This window comes from Streptomyces purpurogeneiscleroticus, assembly GCF_020024005.1.
Lineage (GTDB): Bacteria > Actinomycetota > Actinomycetes > Streptomycetales > Streptomycetaceae > Streptomyces > Streptomyces purpurogeneiscleroticus.
Genome location: NZ_NHSG01000288.1, coordinates 1 through 17,668, shown reverse-complemented (window position 1 = coordinate 17,668; position 17,668 = coordinate 1). Strand labels below are relative to the sequence as shown.

At 71.6% G+C, this 17,668-nt stretch carries 15 protein-coding genes; 3 read left to right on the top strand and 12 right to left on the bottom strand.

Going from position 1 to position 17,668, the window contains the following annotated elements:
* The 5 genes from CCS38_RS18590 to CCS38_RS18570 form a co-directional block, all read right to left on the bottom strand.
* The coding region (locus CCS38_RS18590) for an APC family permease (RefSeq protein ID WP_223734413.1) at nucleotides 1-1,424 on the bottom strand (1,424 nt) is incomplete at its 3' end.
* 73 nt (nucleotides 1,425-1,497) lie between these two features.
* Nucleotides 1,498-2,841 (bottom strand): aminotransferase family protein, encoded by a 1,344-nt coding sequence (locus CCS38_RS18585; RefSeq protein WP_223734412.1) that lies wholly within the window; start codon nucleotides 2,839-2,841, stop codon nucleotides 1,498-1,500.
* A gap of 10 nt (nucleotides 2,842-2,851) precedes the next feature.
* A complete protein-coding gene (locus CCS38_RS18580) occupies nucleotides 2,852-4,174 on the bottom strand; it encodes an ArgE/DapE family deacylase (protein ID WP_223734411.1) in 1,323 nt (440 codons plus the stop codon).
* A 10-nt stretch (nucleotides 4,175-4,184) separates the two neighbouring features.
* Complete coding sequence (locus CCS38_RS18575; RefSeq protein WP_223734410.1) at nucleotides 4,185-5,672, bottom strand: aldehyde dehydrogenase; 1,488 nt, start codon at nucleotides 5,670-5,672, stop codon at nucleotides 4,185-4,187.
* 30 nt (nucleotides 5,673-5,702) lie between these two features.
* The gene (locus CCS38_RS18570; RefSeq protein ID WP_223734409.1) at nucleotides 5,703-7,133 is read right to left on the bottom strand and encodes a purine-cytosine permease family protein; all 1,431 of its coding nucleotides are present in this window, start codon (nucleotides 7,131-7,133) and stop codon (nucleotides 5,703-5,705) included.
* 154 nt (nucleotides 7,134-7,287) lie between these two features.
* Here CCS38_RS18570 and CCS38_RS18565 point away from each other — a divergent pair, with 154 nt between their 5' ends.
* A complete protein-coding gene (locus CCS38_RS18565; protein ID WP_030261290.1) occupies nucleotides 7,288-7,890 on the top strand; it encodes a TetR/AcrR family transcriptional regulator in 603 nt (200 codons plus the stop codon).
* Here CCS38_RS18565 and CCS38_RS18560 read toward each other — a convergent pair.
* The 6 genes from CCS38_RS18560 to CCS38_RS18535 all read right to left on the bottom strand — a co-directional run bounded on the left by CCS38_RS18560 (nucleotide 7,868) and on the right by CCS38_RS18535 (nucleotide 13,207).
* The gene (locus CCS38_RS18560) at nucleotides 7,868-9,049 is read right to left on the bottom strand and encodes a M20 family metallopeptidase (RefSeq protein WP_223734408.1); all 1,182 of its coding nucleotides are present in this window, start codon (nucleotides 9,047-9,049) and stop codon (nucleotides 7,868-7,870) included. The two genes, CCS38_RS18565 and CCS38_RS18560, sit on opposite strands and share 23 nt — an antisense overlap.
* Nucleotides 9,046-9,726, bottom strand: a complete 681-nt coding sequence (locus CCS38_RS18555; protein ID WP_223734407.1) for a DUF1028 domain-containing protein — start codon at nucleotides 9,724-9,726, stop codon at nucleotides 9,046-9,048. Before CCS38_RS18555 ends, CCS38_RS18560 begins: the two co-directional genes overlap by 4 nt.
* The gene (locus CCS38_RS18550) at nucleotides 9,723-10,160 is read right to left on the bottom strand and encodes a RidA family protein (RefSeq protein WP_223734406.1); all 438 of its coding nucleotides are present in this window, start codon (nucleotides 10,158-10,160) and stop codon (nucleotides 9,723-9,725) included. The genes CCS38_RS18555 and CCS38_RS18550 overlap by 4 nt, the downstream gene beginning before the upstream one ends.
* Nucleotides 10,157-11,629, bottom strand: a complete 1,473-nt coding sequence (locus tag CCS38_RS18545; RefSeq protein ID WP_223734405.1) for a 4-hydroxyphenylacetate 3-hydroxylase family protein — start codon at nucleotides 11,627-11,629, stop codon at nucleotides 10,157-10,159. The genes CCS38_RS18550 and CCS38_RS18545 overlap by 4 nt, the downstream gene beginning before the upstream one ends.
* Nucleotides 11,630-11,652: 23 nt before the next feature.
* Nucleotides 11,653-12,177: a flavin reductase family protein gene (locus CCS38_RS18540; protein ID WP_223734404.1), complete on the bottom strand. Its 525-nt coding sequence runs from the start codon at nucleotides 12,175-12,177 to the stop codon at nucleotides 11,653-11,655.
* 121 nt (nucleotides 12,178-12,298) lie between these two features.
* Nucleotides 12,299-13,207, bottom strand: coding sequence for a LysR substrate-binding domain-containing protein (locus tag CCS38_RS18535; protein ID WP_223734403.1), 909 nt, complete (start codon nucleotides 13,205-13,207; stop codon nucleotides 12,299-12,301).
* Nucleotides 13,208-13,356: 149 nt separating this feature from the next.
* On the opposite strand from CCS38_RS18535, the gene CCS38_RS18530 reads away from it, so the two are divergent.
* Nucleotides 13,357-14,790 (top strand): purine-cytosine permease family protein, encoded by a 1,434-nt coding sequence (locus tag CCS38_RS18530; protein ID WP_223734402.1) that lies wholly within the window; start codon nucleotides 13,357-13,359, stop codon nucleotides 14,788-14,790.
* A 47-nt stretch (nucleotides 14,791-14,837) separates the two neighbouring features.
* Entirely contained in the window at nucleotides 14,838-15,773 is a 936-nt protein-coding gene (locus CCS38_RS18525; RefSeq protein WP_223734401.1) for a LysR family transcriptional regulator, read from the top strand.
* Between the two features lie 1,027 nt (nucleotides 15,774-16,800).
* Here CCS38_RS18525 and CCS38_RS18520 read toward each other — a convergent pair.
* Entirely contained in the window at nucleotides 16,801-17,475 is a 675-nt protein-coding gene (locus tag CCS38_RS18520; RefSeq protein WP_223734400.1) for a class I SAM-dependent methyltransferase, read from the bottom strand.
* Nucleotides 17,476-17,668 lie beyond the last annotated feature (193 nt).

The following is a 17,668-nucleotide window of genomic DNA, read 5'->3' as shown; positions in this document are numbered from 1 at the left end:
ACCGTGCCCAGGGTGAAGGTCTCGAAGGTGGTTCGGGAGACGCCCCAGATGTCGGGGAAGTCGTACGGCAGGCCGACGAGGTGTTCCAGGGTGCCGGGGAACAGCGCCACCCAGGAGCCCAGCACGATCCACGCGTACACGAGCGACGCGCACACCACGAAGCCGCGCGTGCCGAACGGCACCTCGTACGGGCGGGGTACCTCCGCGCGGCGCAGCCGCAGCCGGATCAGGGCCGGCACGATCGCGAGGTACGACAGCAGCAGCGTCGTGATCGCGACCGTCAGGACGACACCGAAGACCGCGGCGGCGTCCCCGGCCGCCAGGTTCATCGCGGCGACCATGAAGAGCGTCGCGGTGATCCCGGAGAGCAGATTCATCCTTACCGGAGTACCGAGCCGTTCATGGAACGTGCCCAGGCCGCGGCTGAAGAACCCGTCGTCGGCCGCCGCCATCGCCTGCATCCGGTCGCTGACGATCATCCACGCGCTGCCCTGGGTGAGCAGCGCGAAGACGAACAGCACGGCGGCCGTGGTCAGCAGCGGCCCGCTCCAGTCCCCGTACACGCCGAAGACCAGCCGGGCCGCGTCCATGAACCCGCCGATGCCGGTCACCCGTCCGGCCGGTGCCGCCGAGAGGATCGCCAGCACGGGGAGCAGATAGCAGCACGTCGCGATCAGCCCGGAGATCCCGATGGAGACCGGGACGTCCCGCTGCGGGTCGTGCATCTCGTCGCCCGCCGCGTTCGGGGCCTCGAACCCGACGAAGGCGAAGAGCAGCACCGGCACCAGGCCCAGGAAGCCGACCGCGGTGGGGGCGAAGGAGGCGTGGTCCAGGCCGCGGAAGCCGTGCTCGACGCCGTACGCCACGGCCGTGCCGGAGAAGCCGGCGAGCGCCAGCACCTTGGCCGCCGCGCCCGCCGTGGTGATCCACTTGCCGCGGCGCAGCGACACGATCGCGGTGAGGATCGCCGCCCAGATGAACAGCAGCTTGAAGGTGTAGTCGGCCACCGTCCCGGAGCCGAGCGGGAAGACGAAGCCGTCCCAGGACTCCGCCGCGATGAACACCAGCGAACCGCCGAGCCACACCGGATTGGTGACCCAGTAGAACAGCGTGGTGAGCGCCGCGATGGTGCGCCCGAAGGCCAGCTTCACCCAGACGTACGGGCCGCCCTCCTGCGGGAAGGCCGCCCCCGTCTCGGCGAAGACCAGCGCGTACGGCAGCAGGAAGCCCACCGCGATCACGGCGATCCAGGTGACGGCCTCGCCCCCGCCGGTGGCGATCTGCCCCAGCACGTCGAAGGAGATGACGGCCGCCACACCCATCGCCATGATGTCGAACCGGCGCAGGCTGCGGTGCAGGTGGGGGACGGTCTCAGGAGGTTGGGGCGGTGGTGCGGGTGCGGATCTGGTGGGTGGTACGGACACGGCAGTGCGCCCTTCCAGTCGTGGCCGGTTGCATCGTGGCCGGTGGTGTCGTGGCCGGTTGCGGAGGAGTGGCTCAGTCCCGAATCTCTCCGGTGGGCGTGGTGCGTTCCAGCACCGACCGCATCGCGGTCACCGTCTCCTTCACCTCCGCCTCCGTCATGACCAGCGGCGGCGACAGCACGATGCTGTGCGCGGAGTCCCGTACGATCACGCCCGTCTCGCGCCGGATCACATCGTGCGGCATCCGCTCGGGCCGCACCGGCAGCGGCGCGCGCGTCCCCTTGTCCGCGACCAGCTCGACGGCCAGCATCATGCCCACCGACCGCACCTCGCCGACCACCGGCAAGTCGCCCAGCTGCGCCTGGAGTTCAGCGTGCAGCGCACCGCCGATCTCCACCGCGCGGGCCAGCAGACCCTCCCGCTCGATGATGTCGAGATTGGCCAGCGCCACGGCCGCGGCGACCGGGTGACCGTTGTACGTGTAGCCCATCGGGAAGCCGTGCTCGCGCAGCAGCTGCTCGGCCACGTGGTCCCCGACCAGCAGCGCGCCCAGCGGCGTGTACCCGGAGGTGATGCCCTTGGCGGTGACGAGGATGTCGGGCGTGACACCGAAGTGCTGCGCCGCGAACCACTCGCCGACCCGCCCGTAGGCCGTCACGACCTCGTCGAAGATGAGCAGGATGCCGTGCCGGTCCAGCACCTCCCGCACCCGCGGCCAGTAGTCCGCCGGCGGTACGAGCATGCCGCCCACGCCCATGATCGGCTCGCCGATCATCGCCGCGATGTTGCCGGGCCCGATCTCCGCGATCCGCTCCTCCAGCTCCCGGATCAGGAAGTCGCACGGGTCCTCGCCGCCGTACAGCTCGGTGCGGTACGGCCACGGCGGCGTCAGGTGGCTGACGTGCGGCATCATCGGCGCGAAGCCCTCGTGGTACAGCGGGAAGCCGGTCGCCGAGCCGCCGCCGTAGCCGATGCCGTGGTACGCCTTGGCGCGCGCCAGGATCCAGGTGCGCGAGGACTCGCCGCGCCGGTGGTGGTAGTAGCGCGCCATCTTGATCGCGGCTTCGTTGCCCTCCGAACCGCCGGAGGTGAAGTAGACATGGCCGAGCCCGGCGGGGGCGAGCGAGGTGAGGCGGGTGGCCAGCTCGATCGCCTTGTCGTTGGAGAACTCCCAGAAGCTGGTGAAGTACTCCAGCTTCGTCATCTGCTCGGCGGCGGCCCGCGCCACCTCTTCCCGGCCGTGCCCGATCTGCGCGAGCCAGAGCCCGCCGGTGGCGTCCAGGTACGAGCGCCCCTCGGCGTCGGTGAGCCGGCAGCCGGAGCCCTCGGTCATCACGACCCGCTCCTCGACGGTGCCGGGGAGGTACGGGTGGATGATCCGGGCGCGGTCGGCGGCGGCGAGTTCGGCGTGGTGCATGGTGTCCCCTTCAGGCGGTCTTCGTGGTCATGGTGAGTGCGGTCAGCGCGAGGGTCTGCGCGGTCGCGACCAGGTCGCTGACCTCGATGTACTCGTCGACGGTGTGCAGCGTGGGCGAACCGTCGGGGCGGGTGGCGGTGGGGCCCAGGCAGACGGCCGGGGTGTTCCCGAAGCGGGTGAGGGTGGCGGCATCGGTCCAGGACGGCTCGCCGACGACGCGCGGGGCGCGGCCGAGCCCGGCGGCGGCCCCGCTGAGCGCCCCGACCAGGGCGTGGTCCGCCGGTACTTCGGCGGGTGCCAGCTCGGTGTCCCAGGCGAAGACCGGCGGATGCGCGGCGAGCCAGCCGTCGGTTCCGGTGGCCTTCCGTACGGTCTCCTCGATCTCCGTACGGACCCGGCTCGCCCAGCCGCTCCCGTCCGCCTGCACCGGCAGATAGGTGACGTCGAGGCAGACCTCGCAGGAGGCCGGGTAGGTCACCCACCACTCGCCGCCCTTGATCATCGTGGGCACGATGGACGGCGGGGGCAGCAGCGGATGCCGGTGACCAAGGTCTTCGGCCCACCGCTCGCGCAGCTCCCGCAGCGCGTCGAGGACCGGGAGCGTCTTCTCGATGGCGTTGACCGCGCCGCCCGACCGCCAGTCGCCGGGCGGGAACTCGGCGTGGCCCGGCCGCCCCGCGACGGTGACCGTCCCGCCGAGAATGCCGCGCTGGGCGGTGACGACGTTCAGGTCGGTGGGTTCGGGCACGACGGCGGCGTCGGCGCGTACCCCGTAGCCGACCGAGGCGAGCGTGCCCGCGCCGTTCCACTCCTCGTCGGTCGCCGTGTTGATCAGCAGATCGCCGGGCAGCCGGATGCCGAGTGCGGCCAGCGCCTCCGCCGCGACCACCGCGGCCGCGATGCCGCCCTTCATGTCGCACGTGCCGCGCCCGTACAGCCGCCCGTCCCGCACCTCGGCCCGGAACGGATCGGAGGACCAGTCGCGGCGCGGCTCGGCGGAGACGACATCGATGTGTCCGTTGAAGAGCAGACTGCGGCCGCCGCCGGTACCGGGGAAGCGCGCCACGAGCTGCGGCCGCCCGTCGAAGCCCAGCCCCGGCGGGGTCTGCGGCGACTCCGGCAGGTCCCCGGGCCGCGGCGTCCACACGTCCACGGTGGCCCCCGCGGCCCGCAGCCGCCCGGCCAGGAACTCCTGCAGCTCCGCCTCGTCCCGCGCCGGCTCGCCGGCCGACCCCCGTACGGTCGTGTCGAAGCCGACGAGGGCGGTGGTGAGCGCGACCAGATCGTCGGCCCGCCGCGCGACCTCTTCCCGAACATCCTGACGTTGCGTCATACGTACTCCGTCATGCGTACTGGATCCATGTCGTCTTCAGCCCCGTGTACTTCGCGAAGGAGTGCAGCGAGAGGTCGCGGCCGAAGCCGGACTGCTTGAAGCCGCCGAACGGCGTCACCGGGTCGAGCGCGTCCACCGTGTTCACCGACACCGTCCCGGCGTGCAGTGCGTCGCTCACCCGGTGGGCCCGGCCGATGTCCCGGGTCCACACCGAGGCGGCCAGCCCGTACGGCGAGTCATTGGCGATCCGTACCGCCTCGGCCTCGTCCGCGAACGGCAGCACGGCCAGCACCGGGCCGAACAGCTCCTCGCGGGCGAGCGGCGCGTCCGGAGCCAGGCCGGTGACCACGGTCGGGTCGAGGTACGCGCCGGGGCCGTCCGGTCGGGTGCCGCCGCAGGCCACCGTCGCGCCCGCGGCACGCGCCGTCCGCACCGCGCCCAGCACGCGGTTGGCCTGCGCCTCGTCCACGAGCGGGCCGAGCATGGTCGCCGGGTCGAGCGGGTCACCGGGACGCCACTGCCGCACGTGCGCGACGACCCGGGCGGTGAACTCCTCCGCGACACAACTCTCCACGAGCAGGCGGGTGTTGGCGGAGCAGACCTGCCCGGAGTTGTACAGGAAGCCCCAGGCGGCCTTCTCCGCGGCGGCCTCCAGGTCCGCGTCCGCGAAGACGAGATTCGGGCTCTTGCCGCCGCACTCGGGCCAGACCTGCTTCAGGTTGGACTCGGCGGCGTAGGAGAGGAAGAGCTTGCCGACGGACGTGGAGCCGGTGAACGCGAGCACGTCCACATCCGGGTGGCGGCCCAGCGCCTGCCCCGCCTCCTCGCCGAAGCCCGGGACGACGTTCAGTACGCCGTCGGGGATGCCGGCCTCGGCCGCGAGCCGGGCGAGCCGCAGCGCGGACAGCGGGGACTGCTCGGCGGGCTTGAGCACGACGCTGTTACCGGCGGCGAGTGCGGGCGCGAGCTTCCAACTCGCCATGTCCAGCGGAAAGTTCCACGGCACCACCGCGCCGACCACGCCCAGTGGCACCCGGCGGACCGTCGCGAGGCTGCCCGGCGCGGTCGGCGCCACCTCGTCGTACAGCTTGTCCACGGCCTCCGCGTGCCAGGCGAAGCAGCCGGCCGCGCCCGGCACGTCCACGGTCAGTGTCTCGGTGATGGGCTTGCCCATATCGAGGGTGTCGAGCAGCGCCAGCTCCTCGCCGTGCTCCGTGATCAGCTCGGCGAGCCGCAGCAGCCGGCGCTTGCGCTCCGCCGGCGCGAGCCGTGACCAGCGGCCGTCCTCGAAGGCGGTACGGGCCGCGCGCACGGCCGCGTCGACGTCGGCGGCACCGCAGCGGGCGACGTCGGCGACGGTCTTGGCGGTGGCGGGACCGATGTCGGAGAAGGTCCGGCCGTCGGCGGCGTGGACGTACTCGCCGTTGATGAACGCCCTGGTTTCAGGGGCTAGTTGGGCGGCACGCTGCTGCCATTCTTCGTACGTGGGGGTGCTCATGGTGAGTGGCTCCAGGTCGGTGGGTGCAGGTCAGTGGGTGTCGGCGTACGGGGGAGGGGCGGCGGCCGCGCCGGACGCGGTCCGCGCGGCGGCCCGCCGTACCCGCCGCCGCGCCGCGTAGAGGTACACCGGCGTGATGAAGAGCAGCCCGGCGAGCCAGCCGAGGTCGGTGTCGCCGAGGGCGTGGGCGAGCGGCCCGGTGTAGAGCGTCTGGGCCATGAACGGCACCTCGATCAGGATGCCGAGCAGATAGACGCCCAGGGCCGTGGCGTTCCAGCGGCCGTAGACCCCGCCGTCCCGCGCGAAGAAGGACGGCACGTCGTAGTCGCCGTGCCGGACGAGGTAGAAGTCGACGAGGTTGATGGCGGTCCAGGGGATCAGGACGTACTGCAGGAGGTAGATCAGGTTCAGGTAGCTCGCCATGAAGGAGTCGGCGAAGGCCGCGGCCAGCACGAAGGACAGCGCGCCGAGGGCGAGCGAGAGGAGCGCGCGGACGGCAGGGCCCGGCAGCCAGCGGTGCGCGAAGGTCTGCACGGCGGTGACCACGCACAGCGTCGCGCCGTAGAGGTTCATGGAGTTGGTGAGCATCGTGACCGCGGCGAAGGACCACAGTGTGATCTGTGCGAGCGGGCTGCCGAGCAGCTGCGACTGCGCGGTCACGGGGTCCTCGCCGCCCACCGCGAGGCCGACGGTCACGCCGACCAGCATCGGCAGGACGCTGCCGAGCACACTGCCCCAATACGTGCACCACAGTGTCGAGCGGACCTGGGCGCGGTCGGCGGGCATGTAGCGCGAGTAGTCCGAGACATAGGGCGCGTACGCGATCTGCCAGAGCACGCCCACGGAGACCATGCCGAGGAAGCCGCCGAGCGAGAAGCCGCCGCGGGCCAGGAATCCGGCGGGCAGCCCGCCGAAGGCGATCCAGGCGGCGCCGACGAGCTGGACCGCGCCGAAGAGCCAGGTGGTCAGCCGGCCGATGCCGTGCATCAGGCGGTAGCCGACGACGGTGACGACGAGGCTGACCGCCGTGCCGAGTGCGATGCCGGCGTCCACGGGCACGGCCGGCAGCGCCTGCTCCAGCGACTGCGCGCCGAGCACCAGGTTGGAGGCGAAGAACCCCTGGTACATCACGACCACGACGAGGACCACGGCGAGCGCGCCGGTGCTGCCGAACTGGCCGCGGCTCTGGATCATCTGCGGCACGCCCAGCTGCGGCCCCTGCGCCGAGTGCAGTGCCATCAGGAAGCCGCCGCCGAGGTGGCCGACGAGCAGGGCGAGCACGCTCCAGGCGAAGGACAGCCCGAAGACGGTGGGCGCGAGGGCGCCGGTGACCATCGTGAGCGGGCCGAGGTTGGCGGAGAACCAGATGGTGAACAGATCGCGCGTGCGGCCGTGCCGCTCGTCGTCGGGGATGACGTCGATGGTGTGCCGCTCCACGGTGGCGTTCGCTTCGCGTGCCACGCCGCCTCCTAGCGAGGGGGAGGGATGCTGGGAACCGAGAGCGTCCTCGGTGCCATTCTTTGAACTGAGATTCAAACTATGAGGCGCTAGTCTGTCAATGCATCGCGGGGGAGAAAGCCGCATTTGCTGAAGCGAGAAACGGGGAATTTACGGCATGGCAAGGACCAAGAACCAAGGCGCCCGCCGGGAAGCGCTCATCGAGGCGGCGGGCCGGGCGATCACCGGGCGCGGGCTGGCCGGCCTGCGCATCAAGGACATCGCGGCCGAGGCGGGAGTCTCCGCCGGCTCGGTGCTCTACTACTACCCCGAGCTCGACGACCTCGTCTTCGAGGTGCACCAGAGCGCGGTGGAGCGCTACCTGACCAACCGTCACACCGCCACCGACGACGCCGGCGACCCGGTCGAGCGGCTGCGCGCGGCAGCGGCGAGCGGCCTGCCGCGCGACAGCGACGACGCCACCCACCGCTTGCTGTACGAACTGCACGGCCTCGCCGACCGCAGCCGCCAGCACGCCACACTGATGGCCTCGCTCTACGCCCGCGAGGCCGCGCTCTACACCACCCTTCTCGAACTGGGCGCCGCCTGCGGCGACTTCACTCTCGACCAGCCCGCCGCCGTCATCGCCCGCGACCTGGTCGCCCTGGAGGACGGCTACGGCCTGCACATCATCAGCCGCAACCCCGCGGTGGACCACGCCGCGGCGCGCGACGCGGTCCTCCGCTACGCCCGTACGGTCACGGCGTGCCCGCGGCTGTGAGCCGCGCCCGCTGCCGGGGGTCCGACGCCAGCGACACCGCTGTCAGCGCCAAGGCCGTCGCGCCGTCCAGCACGGCGCGGTCGGCCTCCGGCGTGACACAGTGCGCCGCGAACTCCTTCTGATGGTTGACTGCGGGCAGCGAACCGATGCCGAGGTACGGATGGATCGCGGGCAGCACCCGCGAGACGTTGCCCATGTCGGTCGAGGCCCGGTTCATCCGCGCCTCGGGCGCGGACGGCGGGGTGAACTTCCGCCCGACGGCCTCCGCGTGCGCCCGGTACAGCCCGAGCATGTCGTGGTCCGTACGGAACTCCGCGTACGGCGGGCTCTCGTGCGCCACCGACAGCTCACAGCCGGCCGCCAGCGCCCCCGCCTCGAAACACCGCTCGACGCGGGGCCGCACGGCCGCCAGCTCCTCCAGCGAACCGGCCCGTACGTACCACCGCCCGCTCGTCCGCTCGGGGATCGCGTTCGGTGCCTCGCCGCCGCGCGTCAGCATCCCGTGCACCCTTACCGAGTGCGGGAGTTGCTGGCGGAGCAGGCCGATCGCCACCTGCGCGACGGTGAAGGCGTCCGCGGCGTTGCGGCCCTGCTCCGGGTAGGCCGCGGCGTGCGCGGCCTTGCCCTCGTAGTCGATCCGCAGATGCGCCACCGCGTACGGCTCCGCCTCCGCGACATCCACCGGGCCCGGATGCACCATCATCGCCGCGTGCATCCCGTCGAAGGCACCGCGCTCCAGCATCAGGATCTTCCCGCCGCCGCCCTCCTCGGCCGGGGTGCCCAGCACCGTCACCGTCAGCCCGAGGTCGTCGGCGACCCGGGCCAGCCCGGCCGCGGCGCCCACTGCCGAGGCAGCGATGATGTTGTGTCCGCAGGCGTGCCCCAGGCCCGGCAGTGCGTCGTACTCCGCGCAGAGTGCGAGGTGCAGCGGGCCCGAGCCGATCGTCGCGGAGAAGGCGGTGGGCAGGTCACAGACCCCGGGCGTGACCCGATAGCCCAGGTCGGCGAGGGCCTCCGCCGTCCAGGCGGCGGCCCGCTCCTCCTCCCAGGCGACCTCGGGGTGGGCGTGGATACGGTGGCTGAGAGCGAGCAGACCGTCGGCGGAGGCGGCGACGGCATCCCGCACGGCGGTGTGCGCGGTCGTCCCGGCACCGCTCATGCGGGATCACCCGGCACGCCGTACCCGGGCGCCGCATCCGGGTCCAACGCGCGCCGCACATAGTCCGCCGCCTGCGGCTCCCACCGCTTCCACAGCGCCGCCAGCTCCGCGATCGGATCGCCGTCCGTCCAGTCCACCCGCAGATCGGTCACGGGCCACGGCACCTGCCCGCTGACCAACAGCCCCGCCGAATGCACCGGACCGGCCTCGCCGCCCGCCGCGGCACCCGCTGACAGTGCGTCAACCAGACGCTGCGCCAGCGGGGCCGCGGGGTCGGCGGCGAAGGCGGCCAGCATCGCGGCCGGCACGCCCGGGTCGGCGAGCAGATTGCCCGCCGCGACCGCGTCCGCGCCGACGGCCTGCGCATGCACGCCGAGCGTGCGGTCACCGGAGTACGCGGCCGGCTCGCCGGAAGCCCCGACGGCCGTCAACTGCCGCCAGTCCACGTGCCGTACGGCCTGGGTGAGCCGCGCCACCGCGGTCTCCGCGCCGACCCCGTCCGCCAGCGCGTCCAGCAGCTCGGGACCCAGCCGCGGATCCGTCACGTTCTGCGAGCAGGCGGCGCCGACCCCGGCCCGTACATAGGCACAACGAGCGGCGACGGCGGGGGAGGACGAGGACACCACGACGCCGAATTCCCCGGTACGGGGGCAGCGTGCGGCAAGAGAGAAGGTCATCGCTGGTTCCCTCCGCGACGCTCGGACGGGATCACGGCCGTGGCATCGATCTCCACCAGCCACTCGGGCCGGGCCAGCGCCGAGACGACGAGCCCGGTCGAGACGTAGTGCACGTCCTTCAGCCACCGGCCCATCACCCGGTAGACGTCCTCCCGGAACCGGATGTCCGTCAGATAGACAGTGATCTTGACGATCTCGTCGAGGCGGCTGCCGCACTCCTCGAGGAGCATGGCGATATTGGCCATGGCCTGCTCGGCCTGCGCCTCGACGTCCCCCACGCCGACGTTCTCGCGGGTGTCGAGATCCTGTCCGATCTGACCGCGCAGATACACCGTGCCCTCGGCGACCACCGCCTGCGCGAGGTCGTTGGAGAGATTCTGCTCGGGGTAGGTATCGGCGGTGTTGAAAGGGCGAATGCGCCGATGCGTGGTCACTTGGCCTTCCTCCCCAGCGTGCCGAGTACGTTGTCCGACAGTCCGGCCGCGTCCTTCACCAGGTCCAGCGGGCCGTCCCAGTCGAAGTTCCGGTACACCGCGCCGAGGTGCGCGAACGGCGGTGACTGCGCGAAGAGCTGGAAGGTGAGCCGGTGCCCGGCGTAGTCGGAGTTCAGCAGATCACGGGCGTACGCGAGGAGCTTGCGGCGGTCCTCCGCGACCCAGTGCTCATTGACCGAGTAGAACTTCGTAAGCCACGGCGCGGTGTCCGGGTGGTCGAAGGACGCCTTGTCGGGCGTGATGCAGATCTGCCCGCCGCACAGCTCCCGCGCGATGTGCATCATCTCGTGCAGCTGCGAACAGGCCAGCACCCGGCCGGTGTACAGCAACGACTGATTCGGCATCAGCAGCCCGCCCGGGCTCGGCTCCGCCATCGCCACCGCCGCCGTCAGATGCGCGTTGATGCCCTCCCGGTAACACGCCAGCGTCGCCAGCTTCTCCTGCACGGCCTGCTGCTTCTCCAGCCCGGTCTGCTTCACGTTCCACAGCGCCGCGCCGATCATCAGGTCCGCGAGCCGCAGATTGCGCTGGGTGAAGGCGTACGCGCTGTACCGGTGCAGGGTCGCCCGGATGAAGGTGGCCGCCTTGGTGTCCCGGTAGAACAGCACATTCTCCCAGGGAATCTCGACGTCATCGAAGACGACGAGCGTGTCCACCTCGTCGAAGCGGTTGGCGAGCGGATAGTCCTCGGCGGGCGCGCGGCCCGCGAAGCCCGTACGGCAGATGTACTTCAGCCCCGGCGACCCCATGTCGAGCATGAACCCCAGCGCATAGTCCGAGAGTTCGGAGTCACCCCAGTTGGCAATGGTCGGCTTGGTGAATGCCTGGTTGGAGTAGGCCGCCGCGGTCTCGTACTTCGCGCCGCGCACCACGATCCCGCGGTCCGTCTCCTTCACGACATGCAGCAGCATGTCCGGGTCCTGGTCCTGCGGACGCTTGGAACGGTCGCCCTTCGGGTCGGTGTTGGCCGACACATGGAACGGGTCGCCGAAGCACGCCTTGTCGATGTGGCGCTTGACGTTGTCGCTGTAGGCCGGGTTGATCGCGTCCAGTACGTCCTGACCGTCGATCAGCGACCACACCTCGCCGATCGTCTCGTCGCCGACGCGAGTCACGACCCCGCCGACGTCCGTCAGCACGGCGTCCGTTGCCGCCCGCTTGGCGTCCCAGTCCTCCCGCGTCCGCGGCGGCTTCTGCTGGATCGCGTTGACCTCGCCGGTGTCCGGGTCGGTGTACGTCATGACCTCGCGGGTGTCCGGCTCGTGGGCCATGTCGTAGATGCGGGCCCGGATGTCGACCAGCGGCTTGAAGGCGGGGTGTGCGGTGACATCGGCGACCTTCTCGCCGTTGATCCACACCTCCCGGCCGTCTCGGATCGACTCCCGGTACTGCTCCCCGGTACGGATCATGCGGGTTCTCCTGGAGGTAGGTGTCAGAGCGGGCGGTGGGACCCGTAAGCACGGGCGTGGTGCACGAGCGGCGCGGCATCCGTGACCGACGAGGCGAGCACCTCGCCGATGAGGATGCGGTGCGTACCGTGTTCGTGATGAGTGGCCAGGCGGCAGTCGAAGACGGCGGAGGCGCCGGCCAAGGCGGGGGCGCCGGTGTGCAGCGGCAGCCAGCGCGCGCAGCCGAAGTCGTACGGCGCGCAGCCGTCCGCGGCCCGTCCGGCGAAGACATCGGAGACGCGGGCCTGGTCCACGGCCAGGACATTGACGGAGAAGACGCCGTTACGGGCCGCGGCATCCGCGAGCGGGCTGCGCCGGTTCACGCACACCAGCAGCGACGGCGGATCGGCCGACACCGAACTCATCGCACTGACCGTCTGTGCGAAGCGTCCGGCGGAGCCGTCCGTGGCGACCACGGTGACGCCGGTGGCGGCATTCCCCATCGCCGCGACGAAGTCCGCGCGCAGCGTCCGCGGATCCACGGCGTCGTCCAGAGTGAGGGTCATCATCAGCCTCCCGAGGCGTGCGGGCTCTGCTGAGACATGACTATGGGCGCGCCGCTCTGCATCCGTAAAGCAGAGGTTTTCGACCTACTGCATCGGTTTTCCAGATACTGCAACTCCGGGCAGGTCAGGCCCCCAACGCCTGCCGGCACACCGCCGCGAACGCCTGGGCGCGGCCCGTCGGCCGGAGGCCCGCGAGCCGGGCCAGCACCACCGGCAGGGCCGGCAGCGGATCGGTCAGCCGCAGCGCCACCGCCCGCCCGCCGTCGTACGTCGCGTCGTGCACCGGCCGCTGGTTGAGGATCGCGAAACCGTGCCCCGCCGCCACCATCGCGCGCACCGTCTCGTAACTCGTGCTGCGGTGGCGCACCTTCGGCTCGACCCCCGCCTTCAGGAACAGCGAGCGGAAGTAGTCGCGGCTCAGCGGCAGATCCAGCAGGATCATCGGCTCCGCCGCCAGCTCCGCGAGCCGTACCGCACCGGCGCCCGCCAGCGGATGGTCCGGCGGCACCAGCGCGTACGGCGGCGCCACCGCCAGCACCTCCCGCTCGATGTCCGGGTCCAGCCCCAGGTCGTACAGGAGCGCCAGCTCGCAGGTACCGCTGCGCAAGTCCTCCTGCACCGCCCGGATGTCGCCCTCGGTGACCTGCACCCGCACCGCCGGGTGCGCCTGCCCGAACTCCCGCAGCAGCCGCGGCAGACAGAACGGCGCCAGCGTCTGGAAGCAGCCCACCGCCAGCTCGCCCACCAGCTCCGTACCGAGGCTGCGCGCCGCCTCCGTCAGGTCCTCGGCATGCGTGAGGAAGCCGCGCAGCTCGTGCAGGAAACGCTCACCGGCCCGGGTCAGCGACAGGCCCTTCGCATGCCGCCGGATCAGCAGCTGCACCCCCAGCTCCCGCTCCAGATGCGTCACCGCGGTCGAGATCGCCGACTGCGAGACATTGATCCGCTGGGCCGCCGCGGTCATGCTGCCGAGCTCCGCCGCGGCGAGGAAGTACCGCAGCTGTACGAGGGTGAAGTTCGCGTCCTTGGGCATGGGGCAGCTCCTGTGCGTCGTGATGACGGGATCCTGCCATCCCCACTGCATCGGTTCATCAGATGGAAGAGCCCGGATTTCTCTGATTGACCGGATCAACAGGGCTGCCCGAGACTCCCTGCCATCCCACGTGAGGCGAGGAGACACCCGTGCCTGAACCCTCGGAAGCGCTCGAAAAGCACACCATCGACCACGTCCCCGAAACCGAACGGCACGGCAGGGTCCGCGACCTCTTCACCATGTGGTTCGGGACCAATATCGCGCCGTTGCCGCTGGTCACCGGCGCGATGGGCGTCCAGGTCTTCCACCAGTCCTTCTTCTCCGCGGTCCTCGCCATCGTCGTCGGCCAGCTCGTCGGCGGCGTCTTCATGGCACTGCACTCGGCACAGGGACCGCAGCTCGGCGTGCCGCAGATGATCCAGAGCCGGGCGCAGTTCGGCTCGGTGGGCGCGCTGCTCATCGTGGTCGTGGCCGCCGCGATGTACGTGGGGTTCTTCGCCTCCAACATCGTCCTGGCGGGCAAGTCGCTGCACGGCCTCGCGCCCGCCGTCCCGGTCGACGCGGGCATTCTGCTGGGCGCGGCCGGCTCGGCGGCCATCTGCCTGATCGGCTACCGACTGATCCACACCCTCAACAAGGTCGCCACCGTCGTCCTCGGCCTCGGCATCCTCGCCGGGCTCGCCATGGTCGTCGCCCGCGGCCTGCCCGACGACTTCCTCACCCGCGGCTCCTTCACCTTCGCCGGCTGGCTCGCCACCGTCTCGCTCAGCGCCCTGTGGCAGCTGGCGTTCGCCCCGTACGTCTCGGACTACTCGCGCTACCTGCCGCGCACGGTCCGCACCGCGAGCACCTTCTGGGCCACCTACTGGGGCTCCTGCCTCGGTTCCGCGCTGCCCTTCCTCGCCGGTACGGCCGTCGCGCTGGTCAGCCCCGACCCGGACGCGGTCGCCGGATTCCACGACGCGGCCGGCGCCTTCGGCCCGGTACTGCTGCTGCTCTTCCTCTTCAGCGTCGTCAACCACAACGCGCTCAACCTCTACGGCGCGGTCCTCTCGATGATCACCATCGGGCAGACCTTCCGGGCCCGCTGGCAGCCCCGAGTGGCGGCCCGCGGCGCGGTCTCGGCACTCGTCCTGGCCGCATCCCTGGTCATCGCCCTCGGCCTCTCCAGCGACTTCGTCACCCACTTCGTCAATCTCGTCCTCGTCCTGCTGGTCGTCCTCGTCCCCTGGACCGCGATCAACCTCATCGACTTCTATCTGCTGCACCACGGCCGCTACGACTTCGACGCCCTCTTCGCCCCGGACGGCGGCCGCTACGGACGCTTCAACCCGGTCGCGCTCGGCTCGTACGCCCTCGGCATCGTCGTGCAGATCCCGTTCCTCGCCACCGACCTCTACACCGGACCGCTCGCCGCGCACCTCGGCGGCGCCGACCTCTCCTGGCTGGTCGGCCTGATCGTCACCGCGCCGCTGTACTACCTGTGGGCCCGCGCGCGGCAGGGCGCGGGGGAGGGGGCCGCGGATCTGGACGGTACGGACGGGCCGGTCGTGGCTCTGTCCGGCGGACAGCCGGAGAGTTAGGCTGCCGCCCGCCCGTCAGCCGATCTTCGCAAGCCCTTGGGGGTGCCATGGAACTCAACCTCCACCGGCTGTGGATCTTCATGCAGGTCGTCGAGCACCAGGGCTTCTCCGCCGCGGCCCAGAAGCTCTACATGAGCCAGCCCTCGGTCTCCAACCAGGTGCGCAAGCTCGAACAGTCGCTGCGCGTCACGCTCGTGGACCGTTCCGGGACCCGCGCCCGGCCGACCGCCGAGGGCGAGGTGCTCGCCGAGTACGGCAAGCGGGTCTTCCTGCTCGCGGAGGAGGCGGTCGCGGCCGTGCAGCAGGTCAGCGGGCTGGCCACCGGCCGGCTGCTGGTCGGCGGCTCGACGACCGTCGGCACGTACCTGCTGCCCGCGCTGCTGGCCCGGTACCGGGAACGGCACCCCGCCATCGAGTGCGACATCTTCGTGGGTAACGGCGAGGCGGTGCAGGAGCAGTTGCTCGGCGGCGGCATCGGGATCGCGGTGGTGGCCGGCAGCCCGCACGGCGACCGGCTCGTCGTGGAAACCGTGCTGGACGAGCGGCTGGTCCTGGTCGCGGCCCCCGGCCACCGGCTCGTGGGCGTCGCCGAGGTGACGCCCGCGGAGCTGGCCGGGCAGCGCTTCCTGCTGCGCGAGCCCGGCTCGCAGACCCGCAGCCTGCAGGAACAGGTGCTGGCCGACTGGGCGCTGGAGGACGTGCCGCGCGCGGACATCTGGGGGCCGGAGGCGGTGAAGCAGTGCGTGGCGGCCGGGCTGGGCCTCGCCCTGATCTCCGAGCACGCGGTGGGGGAGGACGTACGGGCCGGCCGGCTCGCCGTACTGCCCGTCGTGCCCGCGCCGGAGCCCCGGCCGGTCAGCCTGGTGCACCGCAGGGACCGCCTGCTCTCCCCGGCGGAACGCGCCTTCCTCACCCTGCTGCGTGAACTGCGTCACTGGCCAGGGGAGTTGCCCGGCCCGGGAACTCCCGATACGGACGAGTAACCGCTGGTCGGAGACAGTGTTGTGCGCCACTCACCGCCCTTATCCGGCCGTCACCCGGTGCCTTCCGCCTCCGGTGACCGGTTGCGCCCTTCCGGGCCGTGATCAGCCCAAGTGCCGTGCAGGGAACGGTCCGGGAGCGTTCCGCGGCGGCTGCGCACCGGCCGAGGTCAGCAGGTCGGCGACCGGCTCGTAGCGGCGCGTGATCAGGGTGGCACGCACTGCCATCACAGGGGTGCGAACCCGCCCGCGGATGCATCCATGCACCCCCTCACTCCGATGCAATATTGCACTTTTCGCTGGCCGGACGGAGCACACCTGCTGCTCGGACGGCATGTGGCACCCAGTGCCACTCAAGCCCCCGTCATCCGGCCCCGCACCCCGCGCGAGCAAACGCATATGGTCACGCAACGCGCGTATACCCAGGGGTCGGCAATGTGACCGGATCGGAGTGTACGCAGAAGCGAACGAGGCGCCAGAGTTACCGGACCAATCACGGCAGGACCGAAGTCCGCCCCTGGGGAGGGGGCGCACCGAGTGGTCCCGCCACGACAGATGGGGTGGGCAAACAGATGTGGGCTGTGATGGTGCGGTGAGGGCGCTGCAGGTGAGGCAGGGCGACCTGGTGCTCATTCAGGGCCGTTGGCGGCAAGTCCAGTCCGTTAGAGCGGATGTGCGAGCGGTGGGGGCGCCGGCCGTCGTGCTGGTCTTCCAGCGCGGCTCGGTGGCAAGAGTCCGGGCCACCGACGCACTGGCAGTACAGCGCGGCAGCAAGCACCTGCGATCACAGGTGCCGTGCGCGAGCGTACGAAGCGTCCCGGCGCGGAGCACCGGCGTGGCGGGCGACCGCCGCTGACCGATCCGCGGACGCGGCCGGTGTCCGGGGACGGCACACCGGGGACGCGATCGGCGTGCGGAGGCAGCGCACCGGGGACGCGGCCGGCGTCCGGAGACAGTGCACTGCGAACCCTCCCGGCGTCCGGAGGCAGTACCCCGTGGACGCGGCCGGCGCCCGGAGACGGCAGACCGCTCAGCCCGCCGTCTCCGGGCGTCGTGCCGTGCCCAGCACCATCGGCGAGCTCGGCAGCGTGATACCGCGCGGCGGCACCCGCAGCCGCCGGTGCGACTCCACCGCGAACCCGGCGGCGCGCAACGCCGCCACCGTGTCCCGCCCCGTGTGACAGCCGCCGTTCAGCAGCGGCCACACCGTACGGTCCGCCGCCCGCTGCACCGCGCGCAGCCCGCGCCCCTCGGCCCGTACATGCTCCAGGAACCGCAGCTCGGCGCCCGGCCGCAGCACCCGCCGCAGCTCCGCCAGCGCCCGCTCCACATCCCGTACGGAACACAACACGAGCGCCACGACCGCCGCGTCGAACGCCTCGCTCTTCACCGGCAGCGCCTCCGCGACCCCCGGCACCACGTCCACCGGCACCTCGGCCCGCACCGCTTCCGTACGCGCCGCCTGCCGCAGCGCCGCCTCCGGCTCGATCGCCACCACCTCCGAGACCGTCCCCGGATAGTGCGCGAAGTTCAGCCCGCCGCCCGCGCCGATCTCGATGACCCGCCCGGACAGGCCCGCCAGCAGCTCACGCCGCAGCGGCCGCACACCGGCGTGCGCGTCGGCGAGCGGCCCGAGCCGCACATAGGCCCGGGCGAAGAGCGGATGGTGCACGGCGGTCCGGCGTCCTCTGTTACGCAGCAACATGTCTCGCCCTTCCCGTACGACCCGACGGCGACTCACGCTTTGATTGTGCCGCCGGGGCGCCGGTCCCGGCACCGCGCGTACCTGACGGGTGAGGGCCGTCTTAGAATGGGGCCTCGGCCAGGGAGAACGAGTTTCGTGTGTTTCTGGCAGGGCCCCTCCCTCTCCCCACGGGGAGAGCCCGGTGATCGAGGCC

Coding starts and splice junctions, on each gene's coding strand:
- CCS38_RS18585 (WP_223734412.1), bottom strand. CDS start 2,841: ATGCACCACGCCGAACTCGCCGCCGCCGACCGCGCCCGGATCATCCAC.
- CCS38_RS18580 (WP_223734411.1), bottom strand. CDS start 4,174: ATGACGCAACGTCAGGATGTTCGGGAAGAGGTCGCGCGGCGGGCCGAC.
- CCS38_RS18575 (WP_223734410.1), bottom strand. CDS start 5,672: ATGAGCACCCCCACGTACGAAGAATGGCAGCAGCGTGCCGCCCAACTA.
- CCS38_RS18565 (WP_030261290.1), top strand. CDS start 7,288: ATGGCAAGGACCAAGAACCAAGGCGCCCGCCGGGAAGCGCTCATCGAG.
- CCS38_RS18560 (WP_223734408.1), bottom strand. CDS start 9,049: ATGAGCGGTGCCGGGACGACCGCGCACACCGCCGTGCGGGATGCCGTC.
- CCS38_RS18555 (WP_223734407.1), bottom strand. CDS start 9,726: ATGACCTTCTCTCTTGCCGCACGCTGCCCCCGTACCGGGGAATTCGGC.
- CCS38_RS18545 (WP_223734405.1), bottom strand. CDS start 11,629: ATGATCCGTACCGGGGAGCAGTACCGGGAGTCGATCCGAGACGGCCGG.
- CCS38_RS18540 (WP_223734404.1), bottom strand. CDS start 12,177: ATGATGACCCTCACTCTGGACGACGCCGTGGATCCGCGGACGCTGCGC.
- CCS38_RS18535 (WP_223734403.1), bottom strand. CDS start 13,207: ATGCCCAAGGACGCGAACTTCACCCTCGTACAGCTGCGGTACTTCCTC.
- CCS38_RS18525 (WP_223734401.1), top strand. CDS start 14,838: ATGGAACTCAACCTCCACCGGCTGTGGATCTTCATGCAGGTCGTCGAG.
- CCS38_RS18520 (WP_223734400.1), bottom strand. CDS start 17,475: ATGTTGCTGCGTAACAGAGGACGCCGGACCGCCGTGCACCATCCGCTC.